The sequence below is a fragment of the Paraburkholderia sp. HP33-1 genome, assembly GCF_021390595.1.
Lineage (GTDB): Bacteria > Pseudomonadota > Gammaproteobacteria > Burkholderiales > Burkholderiaceae > Paraburkholderia.
In genome coordinates, this window is sequence record NZ_JAJEJR010000004.1 from 206,168 (window position 1) to 226,795 (window position 20,628).

The following is a 20,628-nucleotide window of genomic DNA, read 5'->3' on the forward strand; positions in this document are numbered from 1 at the left end:
ACATGGCTGGCGGCAACAATGCCCAATTCGACAAGATGCCCGTGGTGGCAGATCTTGCCCAGTTCGATTCACGTTCAGGCAACGCGCTTGAACGGCTGATCTTCAACCGCCGTCCCTGGCTCATCGTCATCTGCGCAATCATCACGGCGGTGCTGGGGCTTCAGGCGCTGCGGCTCGATGTGAATGCGAGTTTCGAGAAGATGATTCCGCTCTCGCATCCCTACATCAAGAACTATCTTGCCAACAAGGCGGACCTCAAAGGGCTCGGCAATTCGCTGCGAATCGTCGTCGAGAACCCCTCGGGCGACATCTACGATCCAAAGTATCTCGCTGCGCTGCGGCGCATCAACGATGCCTTGTTCCTGATTCCCGGTGTCGACCGTCCTGGCGTGAAGTCGATCTGGATGCCGATCGTCCGCTGGAACGTAGTCACGGAGCGCGGCTTTGCAGGTGGCCCGGTGATGCCAGACGGCTTCGACGGGGCCGCTCAGGCAATCGCACAGCTACGCACGAACATTGCGCGGGCAAATATCGTGGGCAGCATCGTGTCGAATGATCTGCATTCGAGCATGATCCAGCTACCGCTGCTCGATCATTATGCCGATACCGGCAAGCCGCTCGACTATGCAAAGCTTTCACACCAGATCGACGATGTCATCAAGCACGAGGGTCACGGCGAGGTGCACGTACACGTGGTGGGCTTCGCGAAGCTGATCGGCGACCTGATCGACGGCTTGAAGCTCGTAGCGATGTACTTCGGCGTGGCCGCGGCAATCGCGCTCGCGGTGATCTTTCTCTACACGCGCTGCTATCGCAGCACGCTGCTGGTGGTGGCGTGTTCGCTGATTGCCGTGGTCTGGCAGCTCGGCATCATTCGCACGCTCGGCTATGTGCTGGACCCTTATTCGGTGCTGGTGCCGTTCCTGGTTTTTGCCATCGGCGTCTCGCATGGCGCGCAGAAGATGAACGGGATCACGCAGGACATCGGGCGCGGCACGCATCGCTACGTCGCGGCACGCTACACGTTCCGGCGGCTCTTCCTTGCCGGTCTCACGGCGTTGCTCGCGGACGTGGTCGGCTTCGCCGTGCTGATGGTCATTGACATTCCGGTGATCAAGGATCTGGCGTTCACCGCGAGCGTTGGCGTGGGTGTGCTTGTCTTCACGAACCTGCTGCTGCTGCCGGTACTGCTCTCATACGTCGGCGTGAGTCCGTCGGCTGCACGACGTAGCGTGCGTGGCGAGCAGAACGATGCGCTCGGCACCTCGTCGGCGGGCGCGCTATGGAATCTGCTCGATCGCTTCACCGAGCGCCGCTGGGCCGTGGGTGCGATCGTTTGCGCGGCGGCACTCACTGCGGTCGGCTGGTCGATCAGTCAGCATCTGCAGATCGGCGACCTCGATTCAGGCGCGCCGGAACTCAGACCCGACTCGCGCTACAACCTGGACAACGCGTACACCAATGCGCATTTCGGCCTGTCGAGCGACCTTTTCGTCGTGGTCGGCAAGTCGTCGCACGGCACCTGCGACGCCAACAACTTCCCGCTCGTGCTCGAAGCTGACCGGCTCGAAACCGCGCTACGCGGCGTGCCGGGCGTGCAGACGACGACTTCGGTCGGCGGCCTCGCGCGTTGGATGACCGCGGGCTTCTACGAGGGATACCCGAAGTGGTACACGATCGACCGCGTGCCATCGATCGTGAACAAGACAGTGTGGCAGATCCTGCTCGACCATCCGGACCTCCTAAGCCAAACTTGCGGCACAGCGCCCGTCATTGCGTATCTGACCGATCACAAAGCCGCGACGCTCTCGCGCGTCATGGAGGCAGCAGAGGCATTTGCCAAAGCACATAGCGACGACGATCACCAGTTCCTGATGGTTGCCGGCTCTGCCGGTATCGATGCAGTGACGAACGTGGTCGTCGCAAAAGCGAACCGCACCATGCTGTTCATGGTGTACGCTGCGGTGATCCTCCTGTGCTTTATCACGTTCCGCAGCTGGCGCGCGGTCGTGGTAGCTGTCGTGCCGCTCGGGATCACTTCGGTGCTGTGCGAGGCGCTCATGGTCAAGCTCGGGATCGGCGTTAAGGTGGCGACGCTGCCTGTGATTGCACTGGGCGTGGGGATTGGCGTCGACTATGCGCTCTATCTGCTGAGCGTGCAGCTCGCATATCAGCGCGCGGGGCAACCGCTGCGCGTGGCTTATCGTCATGCGGTGCAGTTCACGGGCAAGGTCGTGGCGCTGGTTGGGGTGACGCTGGCGGCCGGTGTTGTGACGTGGGCGTTCTCGCCGATCAAGTTCCAGGCGGACATGGGCATCCTGCTGACGTTCATGTTCCTGTGGAACATGATCGGCGCGCTCATCCTCATTCCTGCGCTGTCGCATTTCCTTTTGCAAGGCATTTCGCGTAGGGCAGTGGCGAAGGGCGTAGCGGCGGGCTCAGCGAACGTCGAGGCCTGTAGTGGCGAGGTGACGCTGCGGTCGTAACTGTATGGCGCGTGCCGCTTTACGCGCGGGATCGCCCGCAGCACCGATGAATTGGCCCGCCAATTGTGCAGATAGCGGGCCAGTTCGTGTTCAGGACAATCGCGCGTCAGGGCGAGCGGCTCCCGGAGTCCTTGCGGCGCGCATGGGGCGTGAAGGGCACGTTCGCGAAGACGGCCCTTCCGCTCGCCACGAGCCTGCCATCTGCTTCGGTCACCCGAACCTCGGTTGAAGCGATACGGCGACCGATGCGCAGCACGCTCGCTGTTGCGACGAGCAGAGGTGAGCGTTGCGCCTCATGAAAATCCACACTGAGGTCGATCGTTACCACGCTCTCGCCTGTCTGCGCGATGACTGCAAATGAGCATGCCGTGTCGATGAGACAACCCATAAACCCGCCGTGTAAAACGCGGGTGTCGGGATTGCCGGTCATTTCGGCGCGAACTGGCATCTGCAGCGTAATACCGCTGTCTTCAAGGTCCAGGACGGTGATGCCCAACCATCGGTTGGCGGGCGACCGGTCGATGCGTTGCTGAATCTGCTGGATCGTGAGTTTGGCGCTCATATCGCGCCCTACACCACGGACATCGAGAAGCTCAGGATTTCCGAGACTCCGCCGTCGACCATCAGCATTTGCCCGTTCATGTAGGAGCTCGCCTCGGAGGCGAGAAACACGGCAACACCGCCGAGTTCCTCCGGGTTCCCCCAGCGGCCCACGGAGATATGCGAGCGCACGATCTCCTTCATTTGCGGATTGGACGAAACGGGCTCAGCCATATCGGTGAGAAAGTAGCCCGGGCAGATGCCGTTGCAACGAATGCCGTGTTTGCCCAACTCTGCGCCGAGCGATTTCGTGAGCCCTGCGATGGCGTGCTTGCTGGCCACGTACGCCTGAAGCTTCTCGCGACCGAGCACCGACACATAAGAGCCGACGTTGATGATGCGTCCGTGGCCGTGTTGGATCATGGGACGCGCCACTTCCTGCGCGAGCAGGTATGCGGCCGTGACGTTTATATCCATCGTTCTTTGCCACATTTCTACGTTCGACTGGAGAAAGTCGCTCCACTCGCAAATGCCTGCGTTGTTGAGCAGTACGTCGACGCGTCCATAGCGCGCGAGGACATTGCGAACGCCGTTTCGGATGGCGTGCTGATCGGTGAGGTCGAATGGTTCGATATCGACGTTACCGCCCGTGTTGCGGATCGATTCCGCGGCCGTTTCGAGGCTCGTGCGCGAACGCGCGCAGAGGATGACGGTCGCCCCTGCTGACGCTAACGCGGACGCCATGGCATAACCGAGACCGCGCGATGCGCCGGTGATGAGGGCAATCTGTCCTTCCAGCGAAAACTGTTTCATGTTCTGACTCCAGTGGATCATGCGAAGGCTGGTCAACGATGGCGAATGACGATCTTGCCGAAATGCTTCTGGCTTTCGAGGTACTGAAGCGCATCCGGTGCATGCGCAAAGTCATAAACCGAGTCGATGACCGGCCTGAGTTTGTGCAACGCGATTGCACGGTTCATGGACTCGAAATCCTGACGTGAGCCGACGCGAATCGGTGCGATCGACAGCCCGCGCGTGAAGAATCCCTCGCCGGGAGAAGGGGCGCCGGTCAGCAGCCCCACGACGCTGATTCGGCCGCCGTCGCGTGTGGCGGCAACGGACTTGCTGAAAGTTTGAGCGCCACCCACCTCGACGACGAGATCGACCCCACGGCCATCCGTCAGGCGTAGCACGGCGTCATCCCAATTCGGCGTGTCGCGGTAGTTGATCGTGGCGTCGGCGCCGAGTTCGGCAAGGCGATTGAGCTTCGTTTCGCTCGACGAAGTGGCGATCACGCGGGCGCCGAATAGACGTGCCAGTTGCAAAGCGAAGATAGATACGCCGCCGGAGCCTTGCACGAGAACGGATTGACCCGGCAGCAGAGGCGCATGCTGGCACAGCGCGTTCCATGCGGTGACCGCGGCGCAAGGCAGCGTGGCGGCTTCCTCATCCGAAAGGTGATCCGGAACACCAACCAGCTCTTCCTCGCTGAGTACCACCTTCTCGCGGAGCATTCCTTCGACAATGGCGCCGCGGCCCAAAGTATCTGCGTGTTGCGGGCGCGTGCCGCCATGCCAGTTCTCCGCAAAATTGGCCATCACGCGGTCTCCGGCCCTGAAGCGCCGTACGCCCGCGCCGACGGCAAGCACGACGCCCGCGCCATCCGAGGCCGGAATGAAGTTGGGCTGCATCCAGTCGCGAAACGCACCGTTCATCAGCAGCAACTCTCGGAAATTCAGCGAACTGGCATTGATCTGCACCAATACCTGATAAGCGCCGGGAGGCCCCGGATCGGGTTCCTCGCATAACGCCAGGCCCGCAATGCCTTCAAAACGCTCGCATCGATAGAGCTTCATTTGTCGTCTCCATGGTGGTGAACGAGGGCATCGGATTGGGTGCCGAGCGACGCTTTCCTCATTCTTGTCGTTGACAGCAGCAAAAAGATGAGTTCAGAATATAGAACATTGTTCAACAAAGCGTTCGGAGCGTCAAATTGAAGATACTGGTCGCGGTGAAGCGCGTGATCGACTACAACGTGAAACCTCGAGTGAAGTCCGACGGCTCTGGCGTCGATCTGGCCAACGTGAAAATGGCCATGAACCCGTTCGACGAGATCGCGGTGGAGGAGGCAGTGCGCCTGAAGGAAGCTGGCGTTGCGAGTGAAGTAGTCGTGGTGTCGGCCGGAACCGCTCAATCGCAGGAGGTACTGCGTACCGCACTCGCCATGGGGGGCGATCGCGCCGTGCTCGTGGAGAGCGATGTAGATTTGCAGCCGCTCGCAGTCGCGAAGCTGCTGGCCGCCTTGGCCGCGCGGGAAAATCCGCAATTGGTATTGCTCGGCAAGCAGGCGATCGACAACGATGCAGGCCAAACCGGACAGAAGCTAGCCGCATTGCTTGGGTGGCCACAAGCGACGTTCGCGTTCAAGACGGAAGTGGACGGTCAACAACTACTCGTCACGCGTGAGATCGATGGCGGCCTCGAACGGATCGCGCTCGATCTGCCCGCCGTGATCACGACGGATTTGCGCCTGAACAGTCCGCGGTATGTGACGCTGCCCAACATTATGAAAGCCAAGAAGAAGCCTCTGGAGACGTTGAGCCCCGAGGCGTTGGGCGTTGACGTCGCGCCTCGTCTGAAGGTTCTCGAAGTGACCGAGCCCCCATCCCGTAAGGGCGGAGTGATGGTCCCGGATGTTGCAGCGCTGATTGAAAAGCTTCGCAACGAAGCGAAGGTGATCTGATCATGACTATTCTCGTTATCGCCGAACACGACAATGCAACCCTTAAGCGCGCCACGCTCAACGCCGTCACGGCGGCGGGCGCAGCGGGCCGCGACATTCATGTGCTGGTGGCGGGCCACGGTGCGTCATCCGTTGTAGAGCAAGCCGCGAGCGTGGCCGGCGTCGCCGAAGTGCTCGTCGCGGATGCACCCGAGTACGCACACGGGCTGCCAGAAAACCTCGCCGCACTGGTCGTTTCACTGGCCGGCGCCTATACCCATGTGATCGCAGCGTCGACGGCCGTGGGCAAAAACTTCATGCCCCGTGTGGCGGCGTTGCTCGACAGCGCGCAGATTTCAGACGTCGTTGCCTTCAAGGGACCCGATGTTTTCGTGCGCCCGATCTACGCTGGCAATGCACTCGCAACGGTGCAATCGTCCGACCCGATCAAGGTCATCACGATTCGTCCGACCGCCTTCGATGCGGCAGCTACCGGTTCGGCCACCGCGTCGTCACGTGCTGTTACATCGGCCCCGGCTTTCGATAAGGCCCGTTTTGTCGGGCAGGAATTGACGAAGTCGAGCCGGCCGGAGCTGGCCGCCGCAAACATCGTAGTGTCGGGCGGCCGCGGCATGCAGAACGGCGAGAACTTCAAGCTTCTCGACGCGCTTGCGGACAAGCTTGGCGCGGCCGTCGGCGCGTCGCGCGCGGCTGTCGACGCCGGTTTCGTGCCGAACGACTATCAGGTCGGCCAGACAGGCAAGATCGTCGCGCCTCAGTTGTACATTGCCGTGGGCATATCGGGGGCCATTCAGCACCTCGCCGGCATGAAGGATTCGAAAGTCATCGTCGCGATCAACAAGGATGCCGAGGCGCCCATCTTTCAGGTGGCCGACTATGGTCTCAACGCCGACCTCTTCGAAGCTGTTCCGGCGCTGACCGCTGCGCTCGATTGACGTTCCCCCGGATTGACAGCAATCCGGGCGTCAGCCTAGCATCTGAACGCCGTTCATAATAAATGCACGAGAAGTTGCATAATGACCGCGAACCAGGCGGCCATTACACAAAAGAGCCGAAACCGGCGCTTACGCCGGCCACATCACGAAGGAGATATCAATGGGTAACAGACGTCCCGATTCGGGTGAACACACAGTCCGCCTCGATTTTGTCCCGAAGGACAGTTACCTGTCGAAGCAATTTCTCGAACGGGAGAACGGGCGCCTGTGGCCGCGCGTGTGGCAGGTTGCCTGCCGGCTGGAAGAGATTCCCAACGTCGGCGATTACGTTACTTTCGACGTGGCCGGCGAGTCGATCATCGTTGTGCGTACGGCGGCTGATGAGATCAAGGCCTATTTCAACGTCTGCCAGCATCGTGGCCGTCGCTTGACCAACGGCTGCGGCAAGGCCGCGAAATTTCACTGCGCCTATCACGGGTGGCAATGGAATCTGGATGGCAGCGTAGCGCGCGTGCTCGATCGTGACGACTGGGCCGGCTGTCCGGAAATGGCCGACGGCGATCTGCGCCTCGCCGATGTTCTGGTGGATACGTGGGGCGGTTTCGTGTTCATCAACATGGACCCCAATGCCGAGCCGCTCGCCAAATTCCTCGATCCGGTGCCGGAGATCACGAACTGCTTCGAGTTCGAGAAGATGCGCTACCGTTGGTATAAGTCGATTCGTCTGCCCTGCAACTGGAAGGTTGCACTCGAAGCGTTCAACGAAGGCTATCACGTAGCAGCAACGCATCCGCAACTGCTCGACGTTGCCGGCGACGACGTGACGCGCAGCTTCGCCTATGGCCGCCATGGCATGTTCGGTTACTCGACAGCCACGCGTCTGATCGGTGCGCCCTCCCCGCGAACCGGCAAGCCGATGCCAGAGGACGTGCGCCAAGGTCTCGTGAACTTCTTCCGTGTCATGGAAGAGACACTTAAGGCCATTAATACCGCTCGTGACTACGACGCCGCGAAGCGCCTCATGCAAGAAATGTCGCCGTCGGGCAACCAGTTCGAAGTCCTTGCGAAAGCAATGGAATTCCAGCGGGAGGCGGCCATGGCCGAAGGTGCAGGCTGGCCTGAGATCACTTTCGAGCAACTCGGCCGTGCGGGTGCGGACTGGCACGTGTTCCCGAACCTGATATTTCTCCCGTACCCGGACGGCGCGCTGTTCTATCGCGCTCGGCCTGACGGCGACAACCCCGATTCCTGCATCTACGACATCTGGTCGCTGCAGCGTTTCGCGCCGGGCGCGGAGCCGCCCCTGAAGCGTGAGTTCTACTACGGTGTGGACGACTGGAAGGAAAACGCACAGGAGAACTTCGGCCTGATCCTGTGGCAGGACTTCCAGAACATGACCAACGTGCAGCAGGGCATGAAGTCGCGTGGCTTCAAGGGCTCACGCACGAATCCGCTGCAGGAAACGTCGGTTTCGAACTTCCATCGCGCGTTGCGCGAATTCATCGCGCGGGAGGAATGATGGCGGTAGCCTGGGACGCAACCTACGATTTCGTGGTGGTCGGCAGTGGCGGCGGTTCGATGTGTGCGGCGCTTGCCTGCAGGTCGGTGGGCAAGGAGGCGCTCATCATCGAGAAGCAGTCAAAGGTCGGCGGCTCGACGGGTTATTCGGGCGGGGTGTGGTGGCTACCTAACAATCACGTGATGAAACGTCGTGGCGTGAGCGATTCATATGAGCGCGCGCGCCAGTACTTCGACGCAGCGGTAACGTACCAGGGCCCAGGGACGTCGGAGGCGCGCCGCGAGGCTTATTTGCGGACCGGGCCAAAAATGGCTGAGTTTCTCGAACAGCAGGGCATGCGGTTCGTGTACGCAGACGGCTGGTCCGATTACTACGACACGCTGCCCGGCGGCGAACCGCGCGGTCGATCACTGCTGGCGAAGTTGTTCGATGTGAAGGAGCTGGGTGAATGGGCGCCGCGTCTGTCGCGCTACAAGGGCCCTTCGATGCCGGCCAACTCGGACGAGTACCCGCAACTTTTTCTGATGAAGCGCACGTGGGGCGGTAAGCGGAAGGCGATGCAGCTTGGCGGACGCATGCTCTACCAGAAGATCACTGGCAAGGAGCTGGTGGCTAACGGCGCGGCGATTCAGGGGCGCATGCTGCAGATGGCGTTGCGCGCGAACGTGCCGATCTGGACGGACACGCCTGTGCGCGAGTTCATCGTCGAAGAAGGGCGCGTGACCGGCATTGTCGCGGTGAGGGGCGGTCGCGAGTTGCGCGTGCGCGCTCGCCAGGGCGTCCTGCTCAATACCGGCGGCTTTTCTCGCAACGCGGAAATGCGCCGCAAGTACCAGCCACAGCCGTCGTCTGCCGACTGGACCAATGCGAATCCAGGCGATACCGGTGAAATTCTGCAAGCCGCCATCGCGCTCGGCGGCGCGGTGGACTGCATGGAAGAAGCCTGGTGGGTCGTGACGTCGCTTGGCCCCAATGAGGAACTCCCCGAAGGCGCGCGTGCACCGGATGGTTCACCGCTGCCGTTCATGCATCACCTCGATCTATCGTTGCCGTTTTCAATCATGGTCGATCAGGACGGCGAGCGCTTTTGCGACGAAGCGGGGGCGTACATGGAGATCGGTCAACGCATGTATCAGCGGCACAAGCAGACTGGTAAGGCCGTGCCCGCGTGGGTCGTCATGGACAGCCGCCAGCGTAAGTACTACCCGTGGGGCACGGCGATGCCGGGCCAGATTCCGCAGAAGTGGCTCGACAGTGGATACATGATCAAAGCTGACACGCTCGAAGAACTGGCCGAGAAATGCAGTATTGACCGCGCTGGTCTGCTCAAGACCGTCAAGCGCTTCAATGGCTTCTGCGAATCGGGCATCGACGAGGACTATGGTCGCGGTTCGCGCGCGTTCGATCGTTGTCACGGTGATCCGACCATCAAGCCGAACCCGAATCTCGGGCCAATCGAAGAGGGGCCGTTCTACGCCGTGCGCATGTATCCAGGGGATGTGGGCACGGCAGGCGGTCTCGTGACTGACGAGTTCGGACGTGTGCTCAAGGACGATGGTTCGCAGATTCCTGGGCTGTACGCCACCGGCAACTGCACTGCATCCGTGGTTGGCCGGTGTTATCCCGGCGCCGGCAGCAGCATCGGCGCGTCGTTCGTGTTCGGTTACATCGCGGCGCTGCATGCTAGCGGCGCGCCAAAGATCTGGTAACAGAGGAGGGTTCCGAATGAATGCCTATCAGCCGCCCAGCAGTGAAGTTCTGGTCGACATTTACCGGCGCATGGCTCTCATCAAGCAGAACGATGAGCGCTTTCGTGCCGTTATCAAGGCCGGCAAGCTGGTCATGCCGTACTACTCGCCGCGCGGGCAGGAAGTGATTCCGTCGGCGATGTCGGTGTGTCTTACCGACGACGACTACATCTGCACGATCTACCGCGGCGTTCACGACATGATCGCCAAGGGCGTGCCGCTCAAGGAACTCTGGGCCGAGCTCGGGGGGCGGGTAACGGGCACGTGCAAAGGCAAGGGTGGCCCGATGCACGTCACCCATCCCGCCTCCGGTGTGATGGTGACGACCGGCATTGTCGGCAGTTCGATGCCGATCGCGAACGGGCTTGCGCTCGCCGCGCAGATTCGTGGTGAGCCGCGTGTGGCCGTGGCCTACTTCGGTGATGGTGCCTCAAACATTGGTGCGTTCCACGAGTCGCTGAACATGGCGTCCGTGTGGAAGTTGCCGGTGATTTTCGTGTGCCAGAACAACGGCTACGCGGAGCACACCAAATACGCTTACGGCACGTCGGTGGCGAATATCGCGCAGCGCGCGGTCGCGTACCAGATGCCCGGCATCACCGTGAACGGCAACGATCCGATCGCGATGCACGGGGCGGCGCGCGAAGCGGTCGAGCGCGCGCGCAACGGTGACGGCCCGACGCTGATCGAAGCGAACACGTTCCGCTTTCAGGGGCACGTGTTCGGCGACCCGGACGCCTATATGGACAAGCACGAAAAGGCGGCCTGGGTCGCCAGGGATCCAGTGCCGCTATTCCGTCAGTGGCTCATCGACGCCAAGCATGCGAGCGAGGAGCAACTGGCCGCGATGGAAGCCGAACACGAGGCGCAAATTGACGCTGCGGTCGAATTCACGCTGTCGAGCGAATATCCCGATGTTGCGGAGCTGCGGCGCGACATCTTCAAGGACGAGGTGCTTGCATGAGCCAACTGCCAACCAACATCAACACGATCCAGGCGGTGAACTTCGCGCTCGACGACGCGATGGCCGCGGACGCCGACGTCATCGTGCTGGGTGAAGACGTTGCCGACGGCCAGGAAGGCGGCATTGTCGGCGTAACCAAGGGACTGTCGTCGAAATACGGCACCTCGCGCGTGCGTTCGACGCCAATCTCGGAGCAGGCCATCATCGGTGCGGCAATCGGCGCTTCGATGGTCGGGATGCGTCCCGTGGCGGAGATCATGCTGATGAACTTCACGACTGTCGCGATGGACATGATCGTGAATCACGCCGCGAAACTGCGCTTCATGTCGGGAGGACAGACCAACGTACCGATCGTGATCCGCACCATGACAGGTGCGGGCTTCGGCACGGGCGGTCAGCACGCAGACTATCTCGAGGCCTGGTTCGCGCACGTCGCTGGCATCAAGGTCGTCGCACCGTCGAATCCTGCTGATGCGTATGGCCTCATGTTGTCCTGTATCCGCGATGACGATCCCTGCCTTTTCATCGAGAACATGCCGTCGTACTGGAACCCGGGCAACGCGCCGGAGCGCGGCGTGGCGATTCCGCTTGGAAAGGCCAACGTCGTGCGTGCAGGCACCGACGTAACGGTGATCAGCTACAGCCGCCGTGTGCAGGAGGTCATGGTTGTCGCGGAGGCGCTCGCCAAGGACGGGATCGCCTGTGAAGTGATCGATTTGCGCACGGTCTCTCCTCTGGATACTGAAACCATCCTGACTTCGGTTGCAAAAACAGGGCGTGCGGTTGTCGTACACGAGGCCGTCAAGCCATTCGGCGTGGGTGCGGAAATCGCGTCGCGCATCTACGAGGCTCTGTTTCGTGAGCTCAAAGCGCCCGTGCAGCGCGTGGGCGCGCAATTCTGCCCAGTGCCGTTCTCCAAGCCGCTCGAAGACGCGTTCGTACCGGGCGTGGCCGAGATCGAAGCGGCGGTTCGCGCGACGCTGAAATGACTGGCGCGCCACCTGGAAATTCCATCATCAATAGAGCAAGGTCATGACCACACAAGTTCTGCTTCCCAAACTGGGTTTCTCGATGAATGAAGGTACGCTTGCCGAATGGCTAGCGGAAGACGGCGCCACCGTGAGCGAAGGGCAAATCCTTTACGCGCTCGAGAGCGACAAATCGATTCAGGAAGTCGAGTCGCCGGCGTCGGGCACGCTGCGCATCGTTGCCCAGGTTGGCGAAGTGTATCCCGTCGGCACCGTGCTAGCCGAAATCGTCTGATTGGCCGCAGGCCGTCCCGTTTTTCAAGAGTCATTCGAAGAGGCATCCGCGATGAGTGTCGAATCCGTTGCTAACCGGCCGCAGGGCAATGCGCAGGCCGGATCTGGCGAAGCCGCAACCCCCGCATTCGGTTCGAATTTGCCGCCCTGGCCGCAGGTCGATTTCACGGAATTCGGCGAGGTGGAGGTGAAGCCGGTGTCGCGCATCCAGAAGCTTACAGGTGCTTTCCTGTCGCGCAATTGGCTGACGATTCCGCATGTGACCCACCACGACGACGCGGATATTACGTCGCTGGAAAGCTATCGCAAGGCGCGTAATGAGGCGAATCCGTTGGTCAAGCTGACGCCGCTCGTCTTCCTGATCAAAGCCGTGGTGCGGGCTTTGCAGGAGTTTCCGCAATTCAACGCGTCGCTCGACGGTGACGGCAAAAACATCGTTCTCAAGAAGTACTTTCATATCGGGGTCGCGGTGGACACGCGTTTTGGATTGCTCGTGCCAGTGCTGCGCAATTGCGACAAGAAAAGCCTCGAAGAACTCGCGGTGGAACTGGCAGCGATTTCGCAGAAGGCGCGCGAAAAGGGACTATCGATGGCAGAGATGTCCGGTGGTTGCTTCTCGATCAGTTCGCTCGGTGGCTTCGGCGGTACCGGCTTTACGCCGATCGTCAACGCGCCGGAGGTGGCGATTCTCGGCGTGACCAAAACCCGGTTGGCTCCCACGCCGGCGGATGACGGCGGCGTGAGCTGGCGCAAGATGTTGCCCCTGTCGCTCAGCTACGACCATCGGGTTATCAACGGAGCCGATGCGGCGCGCTTCGCTGCCTTCGTTGGAACCGTGCTGGCCGATCCGCAGACGCTCGCAGGCTAACAGACGATCTGACCAAACAACGACGGGATTGAGATGAGAACCCTTGGTGAGATGATCGAGCGAAACGCTCGCTTGCATGCCGACCACACGGCGCTCGCGTACGCGGAACGGCGTCTGACGCATAGTCAGTTGGCGGAGCGTGCGCGCCGCTTTTCGGGAGCGCTCTATGAGCGTGGCCTGCGACGCCAGGACCGGGTTGCGATCCTCGCGATGAATTGCGCGGAGTACTACGAGAGCTACCGCGCATGCGAGTGGGCTGGCTTTATTCTCGCAACCGTCAACTTTCGGCTGGCGCCCGCTGAGATTCTTTACATTCTCAAGGATGCCGCTCCCAAAGCGCTCGTATTCGAGACCCAGTATGCCGATATCGTGGACGGACTGCGTTCGCAATTGCCCGAAATCGAGCAGTACATCTGCATCGGCGACGCGCCGGATTGGGCCGTTTCATTCGAGGCCGTGATGGAAGACGGCCCCGTGGAAGGGCCGCCGATTCGCTCGAATCCGGAAGATTACGCGTACCTGATGTACACGAGCGGCACCACCGGGCGTCCCAAGGGCGTCGTGCGCACGCACCATGCCATGTGCGTCACTGCGGAAAGCTGCGCGCTGGTGACCGAGTTTTCGGGCAATACGCGGGTGCTACAAACGACGCCGGCGTTTCATGTCGGGGGCATTGGCTTCGTTAATTCGGTGGCCTGGATGGGCGGCACGACGGTCGTACATCGCGCGTTCGACCCGAAGCACATGCTGGAGACCATCGCGCAAGAACGCATCACCTTCACCTTCATGGTTGCCGCGATGCTTCAGGCGGTCCTCGACGTGCCAGAGCTGTCGAGCTATGACGTGTCAAGCATCGAAAACATCGTCACTGCGGCTGCACCGGTGCCGCCGCCGCTGCTTTCGCGCGGCATTCAGGTGCTCGGCCCCGTGTTTTCGGTCCAGTATGGCATGACCGAGAGCAACGCCTGCTGGCTGCCTGCGCATGAGGTCAAGCCCAAAGGGTCCCCGGAACAGGTACGGCGCCTCGCATCGGTGGGACGCCCGTGTCCCGGCATCGACCTGCGCATCGTTGACGATCACGGCAACGATTTGCCGCAAGGCCAGACCGGCGAGGTATGGCTGCGCTCGGAGACGCAATTGAGTGGCTACTGGAACAACAGCGTGGCGACGGTCGAAGCGCTGCGCGACGGTTGGTATCGCTCGGGCGACATGGGCTACCAGGACGAGGACGGCTACATCTTCCTCGTTGACCGCAAGAAGGACATGATCATTTCAGGCGGCGAAAACATTTACAGCCGTGAAGTGGAAGATGCGCTGGTCCAGCATCCGGCGGTCGTCGACGTGGCGGTGATCGGCGTGCCGCACGAGAAGTGGGGAGAGTGCGTCATGGCGATCGTCGTGTTGCGCCGGGGCGAGCCAGCAGGCGAAGCCGAGTTGATCGAGTTCTGCCGCAGCCTGATCGCGAGCTACAAATGTCCGAAAGCCATTGCGTTCGTCGACGAACTGCCAAGGCTGCCGACGGGCAAGATCAGCAAGGTGAGCTTGCGCAAACAGTTTGCCCAGTGAACGGCAATCGCCTCATTTGGAGAGGATCGACCATGGCCAAATGGCTCAAAAGTTCGGAGTGCGTGAAGTTTGAAGTAGTGGAACGCGTTGCGCGTATCACGCTGAATCGTCCGGACAAACGCAACGCCATCAACAATCCGCTTCTGCAGGAACTCAAAGCGGCGTTGCTCGAAGCTGACGACCTCAAATCGGTGAACGCGATCGTGTTGTCGGGAGCTGGCCGTGACTTCTGCGCGGGTTACGATCTTGTGACGACGTATTCGGATCGAGCCGCGGACGCCATTGATCCAGGTGATTATCGTGGCGCGATTCGCAGTTTCGACGACGACTGCTGGTCGATGGAGCGGCAGTCGGAGACGGTTAATCTGATGGCCGAAATCCACAAACCGATCATCGCGCAGGTCCATGGCAATTGTCTCGCTGGCGGCACGGATCTCGCGCTCGCGTGCGACATGGTGATCGCCGCCGACAATGCAAGGATCGGGTTTCCCGCCACGCGCGCGAACGGCTCGCCGCCTGCGCATATGTGGTTCTATCACGTGGGCCCACAGTGGGCGAAGCGTCTGCTGCTGTCCGGCGACTCGCTTACGGGCCGCGACGCCGCGAAGATAGGGCTCATCATGGATGCGGTGCCGGCCGAGGAGCTTGACGCGGAAGTCAGCGAACTGGCGCGCCGCCTGTCCTTCGTCGACGCCGATCTGCTGGCTGCGAATAAGCGCATCGTCAACCTCGGGTTGGAGTTGGCCGGCTCGCGCACGCTTCAACGCCTCGCGGTGGAGAACGACGCCCGCGCTCACCAGAGCCAGGGGCCGCGTCGCGCGCAATTCAAGGCGGACATGGAAGCGGTTGGTCTCAAGGAAGCGTTGAAGCGCCGCGACGAGCCGTTCGGCGACGGGATGATCCGCCTGCACGCCCGCGGCAGTTGACCGGTCGTTTGCTGCAACGAATCCAACCCAAACGAAGATCCGAACATCATGGACGTTGAACTCACATTCAATGGCGGGCTCGCAACGCTGCGCCTGAACCGCCCCGAGAAGCTCAATGCGCTGACGCCGGAGATGCTTCAGCTGATTCTTGGCCACATCGATCGTATCGAACACGATCCGGAGATTCGCGCGGTGATTCTCACTGGCGCCGGCCGCGCTTTTTGCGCTGGCGCCGACATTAAGGGCAGCGGCGCCGCGCCGCCGCAAATGAGCGTGGCACATGCTCGCGCTTCGATGGCGGTGTATCAGAAGGTCGCGCTTGGGCTGTACAACCTCAACAAACCGGTGGTCGCGGCAGTACGTGGCGTTGCCGTGGGAATTGCGTGGAGCTTCGCGCTTTGCGCGGACCAGCTCATCGTTTCCGATACGGCGCAGTTCATTCCCGCCTTCCTGATGCGCGCCACCTTACCTGAAGGTGGCATGGTGCATCTGCTTGCGCGTCATTGCGGCGAATTTCGCGCCAAGGAAATCATGTATCTGAATCGCCGATTGAGTGGCAAGGAAGCGCTCGATATGGGTCTTGCCAGCCATCTTGTCGAGGACGCTGGCCTTGACGCCGCCGCCGAAAAGCTGGCCGGCGAACTGGCAGCTGGACCGACTTTTTCGCTCGGTCTCACCAAGCACTTGTTCAGGTTGAACACCGGCGGCATGGAAGAGTTTCTTGCCCAGGAACTCAACGCGGTGGCGCTCGCGGTGAACTCCGAGGATGCAGCGGAGGGCCGGCTCGCAGCGAGGGAAAAGCGCGCCCCCGTTTTCAGGGGCCGCTAGGGGGAGGACCCGCGCGAGCGCGGCGCGGCGCCGTGAAAAAGCAGGCAAATGAGGGCGAAAGGGATTCAGGAGTGAGGCATGCATTTTGGCTATAGCGAGGAAGACGAGTCATTTCGTCAGGAAGTCGGGAAGTTTTTCAACGAGCATGCGCCGGCGGACATTTCGCGCCGCTGGCGTGTTGGCGTGCATCCGCCTGCGCGCGATGATATCCGCAGATGGCAGCGCATTTTGTACGAGCGCGGTTGGGGCGCGCCTCATTGGCCGGCCGAGCATGGGGGCACCGGCTGGAGTGCGCTTCGCAAGCATATCTTCATGGAAGAGCTGTACAACGCCGACGCCATGGACTACGGATGGCAGTCTACGCAGATGGTGGCGCCCGTCATCATCGCGTTCGGCTCGGACTGTCAGAAGGAGCGTTTCCTCGGGCCTATTCTGCGTGGCGACGAGTTCTGGTGTCAGGGCTTTTCGGAACCGAATGCCGGCTCGGATCTGGCCGGACTGAAGACCACGGCTGTGCTCGACGGTGACGAGTACGTCATCAACGGCCAGAAGATCTGGACCAGCGACGCAACGATTGCCGATTGGGGTTTCTTCCTCGTCAAAACTGATACGACCGTCAAGCCGCAACGCGGCATCTCGTTTCTGCTGGTCAAGATGGACACGCCCGGCATCACGGTGCGTCCGATCGTTTCGATCGAGGGCGGCAAGGGCCTGAACGAAGTGTTCCTCGAGAACGTGCGTGTTCCGAAGTCGCATCTCGTGGGCGAGGCAGGCATGGGCTGGACCTATGCGAAATACCTGTTGGAAAAGGAGCGCACGGCGAGCGCGTTCCTCTACTTCAACAAACGTGAGCTGCAACGCGCGAAAGACATCGCCGCGCAGGAGATAGCGGACGGCGTGCGGCTCATCGACACACCCGGGTTCGCTCGCAAGGTCGCGGAGGTCGAAGCGGATCTGATGGCGCTCGAATGGTCCGTATTGCGCATCCTTGCCGAAGAGAAGAGCGAGCGTAATCTCGATGCCGTCGTCTCTGCGCTGAAGATTAGCGGGTCGGAGATGCAACAGCGCGTGACCCAGCTGCAGGTGGACGCACTCGGCCCCCGCGTGATGCGCTTTGACGATCACGGCGAGCCGCATGGTGATGGGGCGGTCGATGCAAGCTGGCCGGGCTACACGGGCGGCCGCACGTCGGGCTATCTCATCGCGCGAGCATCCACCATCTATGGCGGCGCGCGCGAGGTGCAGAAGAACATCATTGCCAAGCTGGCATTTGGACTGTAGCCATGGACTTCAACTTCTCCGAAGAACAATTGATGCTGAAGGATGGCGCGGAGCGCTATGTTCAGCAGGAGTATGGATTCGAGGCGCGTGCGCGCATCGCGGCGGGGCAAGAGGGCTTCAGCCGTGAACATTGGCGCGCATATGCCGAGCTTGGCTGGCTCGGACTGACCATGCCGGAAGATGTCGGCGGTCTCGGGTGCTCGTTTATCGAAACGGCGATCCTGATGGAGGCGCTTGGCCGCGGTATGGCGCTCGAGCCGGTCGTGCAGACGGCGCTGCTTTGCGCGACGATCATCGAACGAGGCGATGCGCCGGGGCAGCGCGAGACGCTGTTGCCCGCCGTCATCGAAGGCAGGCTGCTGCTTTCGCTCGCGGACAGCGAAGCGGGCAGCCGATACAAGGTGGGATGCCACGAGAAAACGCGCGCGCTCAAGACAGCCTCGGGTTACCTCATCAGCGGCGCGAAAACGCTGGTGATCGCTGGCGCGTCCGTGGATCAACTGCTCGTGACCGCACGAGTCGAAGGCGCCTCGCAAGGCGTGGGTGTTTTTCTCGTCGATCGCCGCGCTGCAGGCGTGACGTGCCGTTCATACCGCTTACTCGATGGATCGCGTGCCGCGGATGTCGACCTGCACAACGTCGAGCTCCGTGAAGATGCGTTGATCGTCGGACCGGAACGCGCGCTGGAGGTGCTCACGCAAGCAACCGAACTCGCCATTCTGGCGAGCGTGGCCGAGAGCCTCGGCATGATGGAAGCCGTGATGGCGATTACCTCGGAGTACATCAAGGGACGCTCGCAGTTCGGCCAACCGATCGGCAAATTCCAGGCGTTGCAGCATCGCATGGCGGAGATGTTCGTCGCGACCCAGGAGGCGCGCTCGATGCTGTATTGCGGGATCGCGCACCTGAACGGACCGGCGGCCGAACGCAGCCGCGTCATCTCGGCGGCCAAAGCCGTTGCGGCGCGCGCAAATCGCTTCGTTTGCGCGCAGGGCATCCAGTTGCACGGTGGCATGGGGCTCACCGAGGAATATCCGGTGGGGCACTACTTCCGCAAGATGACGATGATGGAAAAGATGTTTGGCGATATCGACTTTCATCTCGACCGCGTTGCGGCAGGCAGCCGGACGGCAATAGCTTCTTGACCTCGGAGGGGCGGATCGTGCAACGCGTGAAGAAGAAGATTGCAATCGTGACCGGGGCCGCCTCGGGTATCGGCGCTGCCTGTGCCGTGAAGCTTGCGCACGAGGGCGCCTTGCTTGTCGTGGCGGACCTGAATTTCGCGGGCGCGCAGGAACAGGTTCGCCGCATCAACGAATCGGGCGGCCACGCGGTCGCGGCCCAGGTCGATATTGGTGACGAAAAGTCGATCGATGCGTTGTTCGATCTGACGCGCAACACTTGGGGCGGGCTCGATATCCTGCACAACAATGCCGCGGCTACCTCGCTTTCCAGTACTGTCGATGCGGCAGTCGAGGCCGTCGACGTCTCTGTGTGGGACGACACGATGCGCATCAATCTTCGCGGCACCATGCTGGCTTCACGGCGTGCTATCCCGCTCATGCGCGCGCGCGGCGGCGGTTCGATCATCAATACCTCTTCAGGTGCCGCTCAGGCGGGCGCGCTGGGATACAGCGCCTATGGCGTCTGCAAGGCCGGTATCGAGGCGCTGACGCGCTACATCGCCGCGCAGCACGGCAAGGAGGGGATACGCTGCAACGCGATTGCTCCCGGTCTGATCGTCACGCCGGTGACCCAGGCGTACTACGCGGGGCAGATCGGGGAGATGATGCTGAGCCACCATCTCACGCCTCGCCTGGGTCAGCCAGAAGACATCGCTCACGCGGTGGTGTATCTCGCTTCGGATGAGGCGGCGTTCGTAACCGGCCAGGTGTTCAACGTCGATGGCGGACTTCTTTCGCATCAGCCTTATTATGCCGACGAAATCCGCGCTCGCTCGGCCGCCTTGGCCAACGCTGCGAAGGAGGAGGCATGACGACGGATTCCGCTCTGGTCGCGCGGATCGAGCGCATCGAGGCGCAACTCGCCATACAACAGTTGCCGGTGCGATACGCGCTCGCGGTCGATTCGCGCGATCTGGACGGCCTCGTGCAATTGTTTCTGGAAGACGTCGATTGCGGCCGTTGGGGCGTGGGGCGTGGGGCACTGAAGACGTTCTACGGGTCCGAGCATATTCTGCGCAGCTTTTACCGCAGCATTCACCAGATCTGCGGCCACGCAGTCGACTTTATCGATGCCGACCATGCGACGGGGAGCGTCTATTGTCGCGCGGAGCACGAGGACAACGGTGCGTGGGTGGTGATGGCGATCCGCTACTTCGATCACTATGTGCGGCGCGACGGGCAGTGGTACTTCGAGCGTCGCGAGGAACAGCACTGGTATTCGACGGACTGGCTCGCCCGCCCCGGTGCGCCGCGCTTCCAGAACTGGCCCGGCAAGTATGAAGGCGACCGGTATCAACCTCGCCTTCCGCAGGGATTTCCGACGTGGGCGGTGTTCTGGAGTACGAGCGATCAGCACGCCATCGACGCGTTGACGAAGGTGCCGTGAGCGCGACGGCGTCTTCGGCTCGGGCGTGATCGGGGGCCCTTTGGAAACGGATTTTTTCGTATGCTTAGGTGTCCAGGTCGATTTCCTAACCCGTAACGGCCGGTAGTCTTGCGCAGGATTAGTAAAGCGGTCACCGTGCCTTGCTGGATCGACGCGGCCAGGCGAACCGAACCATATCGTCGAATTCCCGTTCGACCAGTTTGCCTGCTGATCGAGCCGCCGATCAGCGACGATAGCGCCGGCCAGTCGCCCGGCTTACCGGGGACGTACGGATCTTTGTCGGCTAGTCCGCGGAAGCACTGGCCATCGGACGACGAGGTGGCCGATCAGTCGGTCGTCGGTTCCAGCAACGCCCGTCGGCCGCCAGGACGTCAAGCAAGATAGATGTCGC

19 protein-coding genes and 1 pseudogene are annotated in these 20,628 nt (G+C 61.5%); 16 read left to right on the plus strand and 4 right to left on the minus strand.

Annotation, left to right across the window (positions count from 1 at the left end; all coding sequences use genetic code 11):
* Positions 1-2 precede the first annotated feature (2 nt).
* Positions 3-2,486: an efflux RND transporter permease subunit gene (locus L0U81_RS33180; RefSeq protein ID WP_233810457.1), complete on the plus strand. Its 2,484-nt coding sequence runs from the start codon at positions 3-5 to the stop codon at positions 2,484-2,486.
* A 106-nt stretch (positions 2,487-2,592) separates the two neighbouring features.
* Here L0U81_RS33180 and L0U81_RS33185 read toward each other — a convergent pair whose 3' ends face one another.
* Genes L0U81_RS33185 through L0U81_RS33195 form a run of 3 tightly spaced genes read right to left on the minus strand, consistent with a single transcriptional unit; the run spans position 2,593 to position 4,882 of the window.
* The gene (locus tag L0U81_RS33185; RefSeq protein WP_233810459.1) at positions 2,593-3,048 is read right to left on the minus strand and encodes a PaaI family thioesterase; all 456 of its coding nucleotides are present in this window, start codon (positions 3,046-3,048) and stop codon (positions 2,593-2,595) included.
* Between the two features lie 8 nt (positions 3,049-3,056).
* Positions 3,057-3,839 (minus strand): SDR family oxidoreductase, encoded by a 783-nt coding sequence (locus L0U81_RS33190; RefSeq protein ID WP_233810461.1) that lies wholly within the window; start codon positions 3,837-3,839, stop codon positions 3,057-3,059.
* A 32-nt stretch (positions 3,840-3,871) separates the two neighbouring features.
* On the minus strand, positions 3,872-4,882 hold the full coding sequence (locus L0U81_RS33195; RefSeq protein ID WP_233810463.1) for a zinc-dependent alcohol dehydrogenase family protein: 1,011 nt from the start codon (positions 4,880-4,882) through the stop codon (positions 3,872-3,874).
* 137 nt (positions 4,883-5,019) lie between these two features.
* Between L0U81_RS33195 and L0U81_RS33200 the strand changes: the two genes are divergently transcribed.
* The 15 genes from L0U81_RS33200 to L0U81_RS33270 all read left to right on the plus strand — a co-directional run bounded on the left by L0U81_RS33200 (position 5,020) and on the right by L0U81_RS33270 (position 20,237).
* Complete coding sequence (locus L0U81_RS33200) at positions 5,020-5,769, plus strand: electron transfer flavoprotein subunit beta/FixA family protein (RefSeq protein WP_233810465.1); 750 nt, start codon at positions 5,020-5,022, stop codon at positions 5,767-5,769.
* A 2-nt stretch (positions 5,770-5,771) separates the two neighbouring features.
* Complete coding sequence (locus L0U81_RS33205) at positions 5,772-6,704, plus strand: electron transfer flavoprotein subunit alpha/FixB family protein (protein WP_233810467.1); 933 nt, start codon at positions 5,772-5,774, stop codon at positions 6,702-6,704.
* Between the two features lie 160 nt (positions 6,705-6,864).
* On the plus strand, positions 6,865-8,223 hold the full coding sequence (locus L0U81_RS33210; RefSeq protein WP_233810469.1) for an aromatic ring-hydroxylating oxygenase subunit alpha: 1,359 nt from the start codon (positions 6,865-6,867) through the stop codon (positions 8,221-8,223).
* Positions 8,220-9,932: an FAD-binding protein gene (locus L0U81_RS33215; RefSeq protein ID WP_233810471.1), complete on the plus strand. Its 1,713-nt coding sequence runs from the start codon at positions 8,220-8,222 to the stop codon at positions 9,930-9,932. The genes L0U81_RS33210 and L0U81_RS33215 overlap by 4 nt, the downstream gene beginning before the upstream one ends.
* Positions 9,933-9,948: 16 nt before the next feature.
* Positions 9,949-10,935: a thiamine pyrophosphate-dependent dehydrogenase E1 component subunit alpha gene (locus L0U81_RS33220; RefSeq protein WP_233810473.1), complete on the plus strand. Its 987-nt coding sequence runs from the start codon at positions 9,949-9,951 to the stop codon at positions 10,933-10,935.
* Positions 10,932-11,924, plus strand: coding sequence for an alpha-ketoacid dehydrogenase subunit beta (locus L0U81_RS33225; protein ID WP_233810475.1), 993 nt, complete (start codon positions 10,932-10,934; stop codon positions 11,922-11,924). The genes L0U81_RS33220 and L0U81_RS33225 overlap by 4 nt, the downstream gene beginning before the upstream one ends.
* Positions 11,925-11,967: 43 nt before the next feature.
* Positions 11,968-12,198, plus strand: a complete 231-nt coding sequence (locus tag L0U81_RS33230) for a lipoyl domain-containing protein (protein ID WP_233810477.1) — start codon at positions 11,968-11,970, stop codon at positions 12,196-12,198.
* A gap of 51 nt (positions 12,199-12,249) precedes the next feature.
* The gene (locus tag L0U81_RS33235) at positions 12,250-13,065 is read left to right on the plus strand and encodes a 2-oxo acid dehydrogenase subunit E2 (RefSeq protein ID WP_233810573.1); all 816 of its coding nucleotides are present in this window, start codon (positions 12,250-12,252) and stop codon (positions 13,063-13,065) included.
* Between the two features lie 33 nt (positions 13,066-13,098).
* Positions 13,099-14,631, plus strand: coding sequence for a class I adenylate-forming enzyme family protein (locus tag L0U81_RS33240; RefSeq protein ID WP_233810479.1), 1,533 nt, complete (start codon positions 13,099-13,101; stop codon positions 14,629-14,631).
* Positions 14,632-14,663: 32 nt separating this feature from the next.
* Entirely contained in the window at positions 14,664-15,557 is an 894-nt protein-coding gene (locus L0U81_RS33245; protein ID WP_267957423.1) for a crotonase/enoyl-CoA hydratase family protein, read from the plus strand.
* Positions 15,558-15,605: 48 nt separating this feature from the next.
* Positions 15,606-16,385: an enoyl-CoA hydratase/isomerase family protein gene (locus L0U81_RS33250; protein WP_233810483.1), complete on the plus strand. Its 780-nt coding sequence runs from the start codon at positions 15,606-15,608 to the stop codon at positions 16,383-16,385.
* A 78-nt stretch (positions 16,386-16,463) separates the two neighbouring features.
* Positions 16,464-17,666 carry an acyl-CoA dehydrogenase family protein gene (locus tag L0U81_RS33255; protein ID WP_233810485.1) on the plus strand — a complete coding sequence of 401 codons (1,203 nt, stop codon included), beginning with the start codon at positions 16,464-16,466 and terminating at the stop codon, positions 17,664-17,666.
* 2 nt (positions 17,667-17,668) lie between these two features.
* Entirely contained in the window at positions 17,669-18,811 is a 1,143-nt protein-coding gene (locus L0U81_RS33260) for an acyl-CoA dehydrogenase family protein (protein WP_233810487.1), read from the plus strand.
* 26 nt (positions 18,812-18,837) lie between these two features.
* A complete protein-coding gene (locus L0U81_RS33265) occupies positions 18,838-19,662 on the plus strand; it encodes an SDR family oxidoreductase (protein ID WP_233810489.1) in 825 nt (274 codons plus the stop codon).
* Positions 19,659-20,237, plus strand: coding sequence for a nuclear transport factor 2 family protein (locus L0U81_RS33270; protein ID WP_233810491.1), 579 nt, complete (start codon positions 19,659-19,661; stop codon positions 20,235-20,237). Before L0U81_RS33265 ends, L0U81_RS33270 begins: the two co-directional genes overlap by 4 nt.
* A 107-nt stretch (positions 20,238-20,344) precedes the next feature.
* Here the strand turns inward: L0U81_RS33270 and L0U81_RS33935 are convergent.
* A pseudogene (locus tag L0U81_RS33935) lies at positions 20,345-20,524 on the minus strand (Tn3 family transposase); the annotation flags it as partial.
* Positions 20,525-20,628 lie beyond the last annotated feature (104 nt).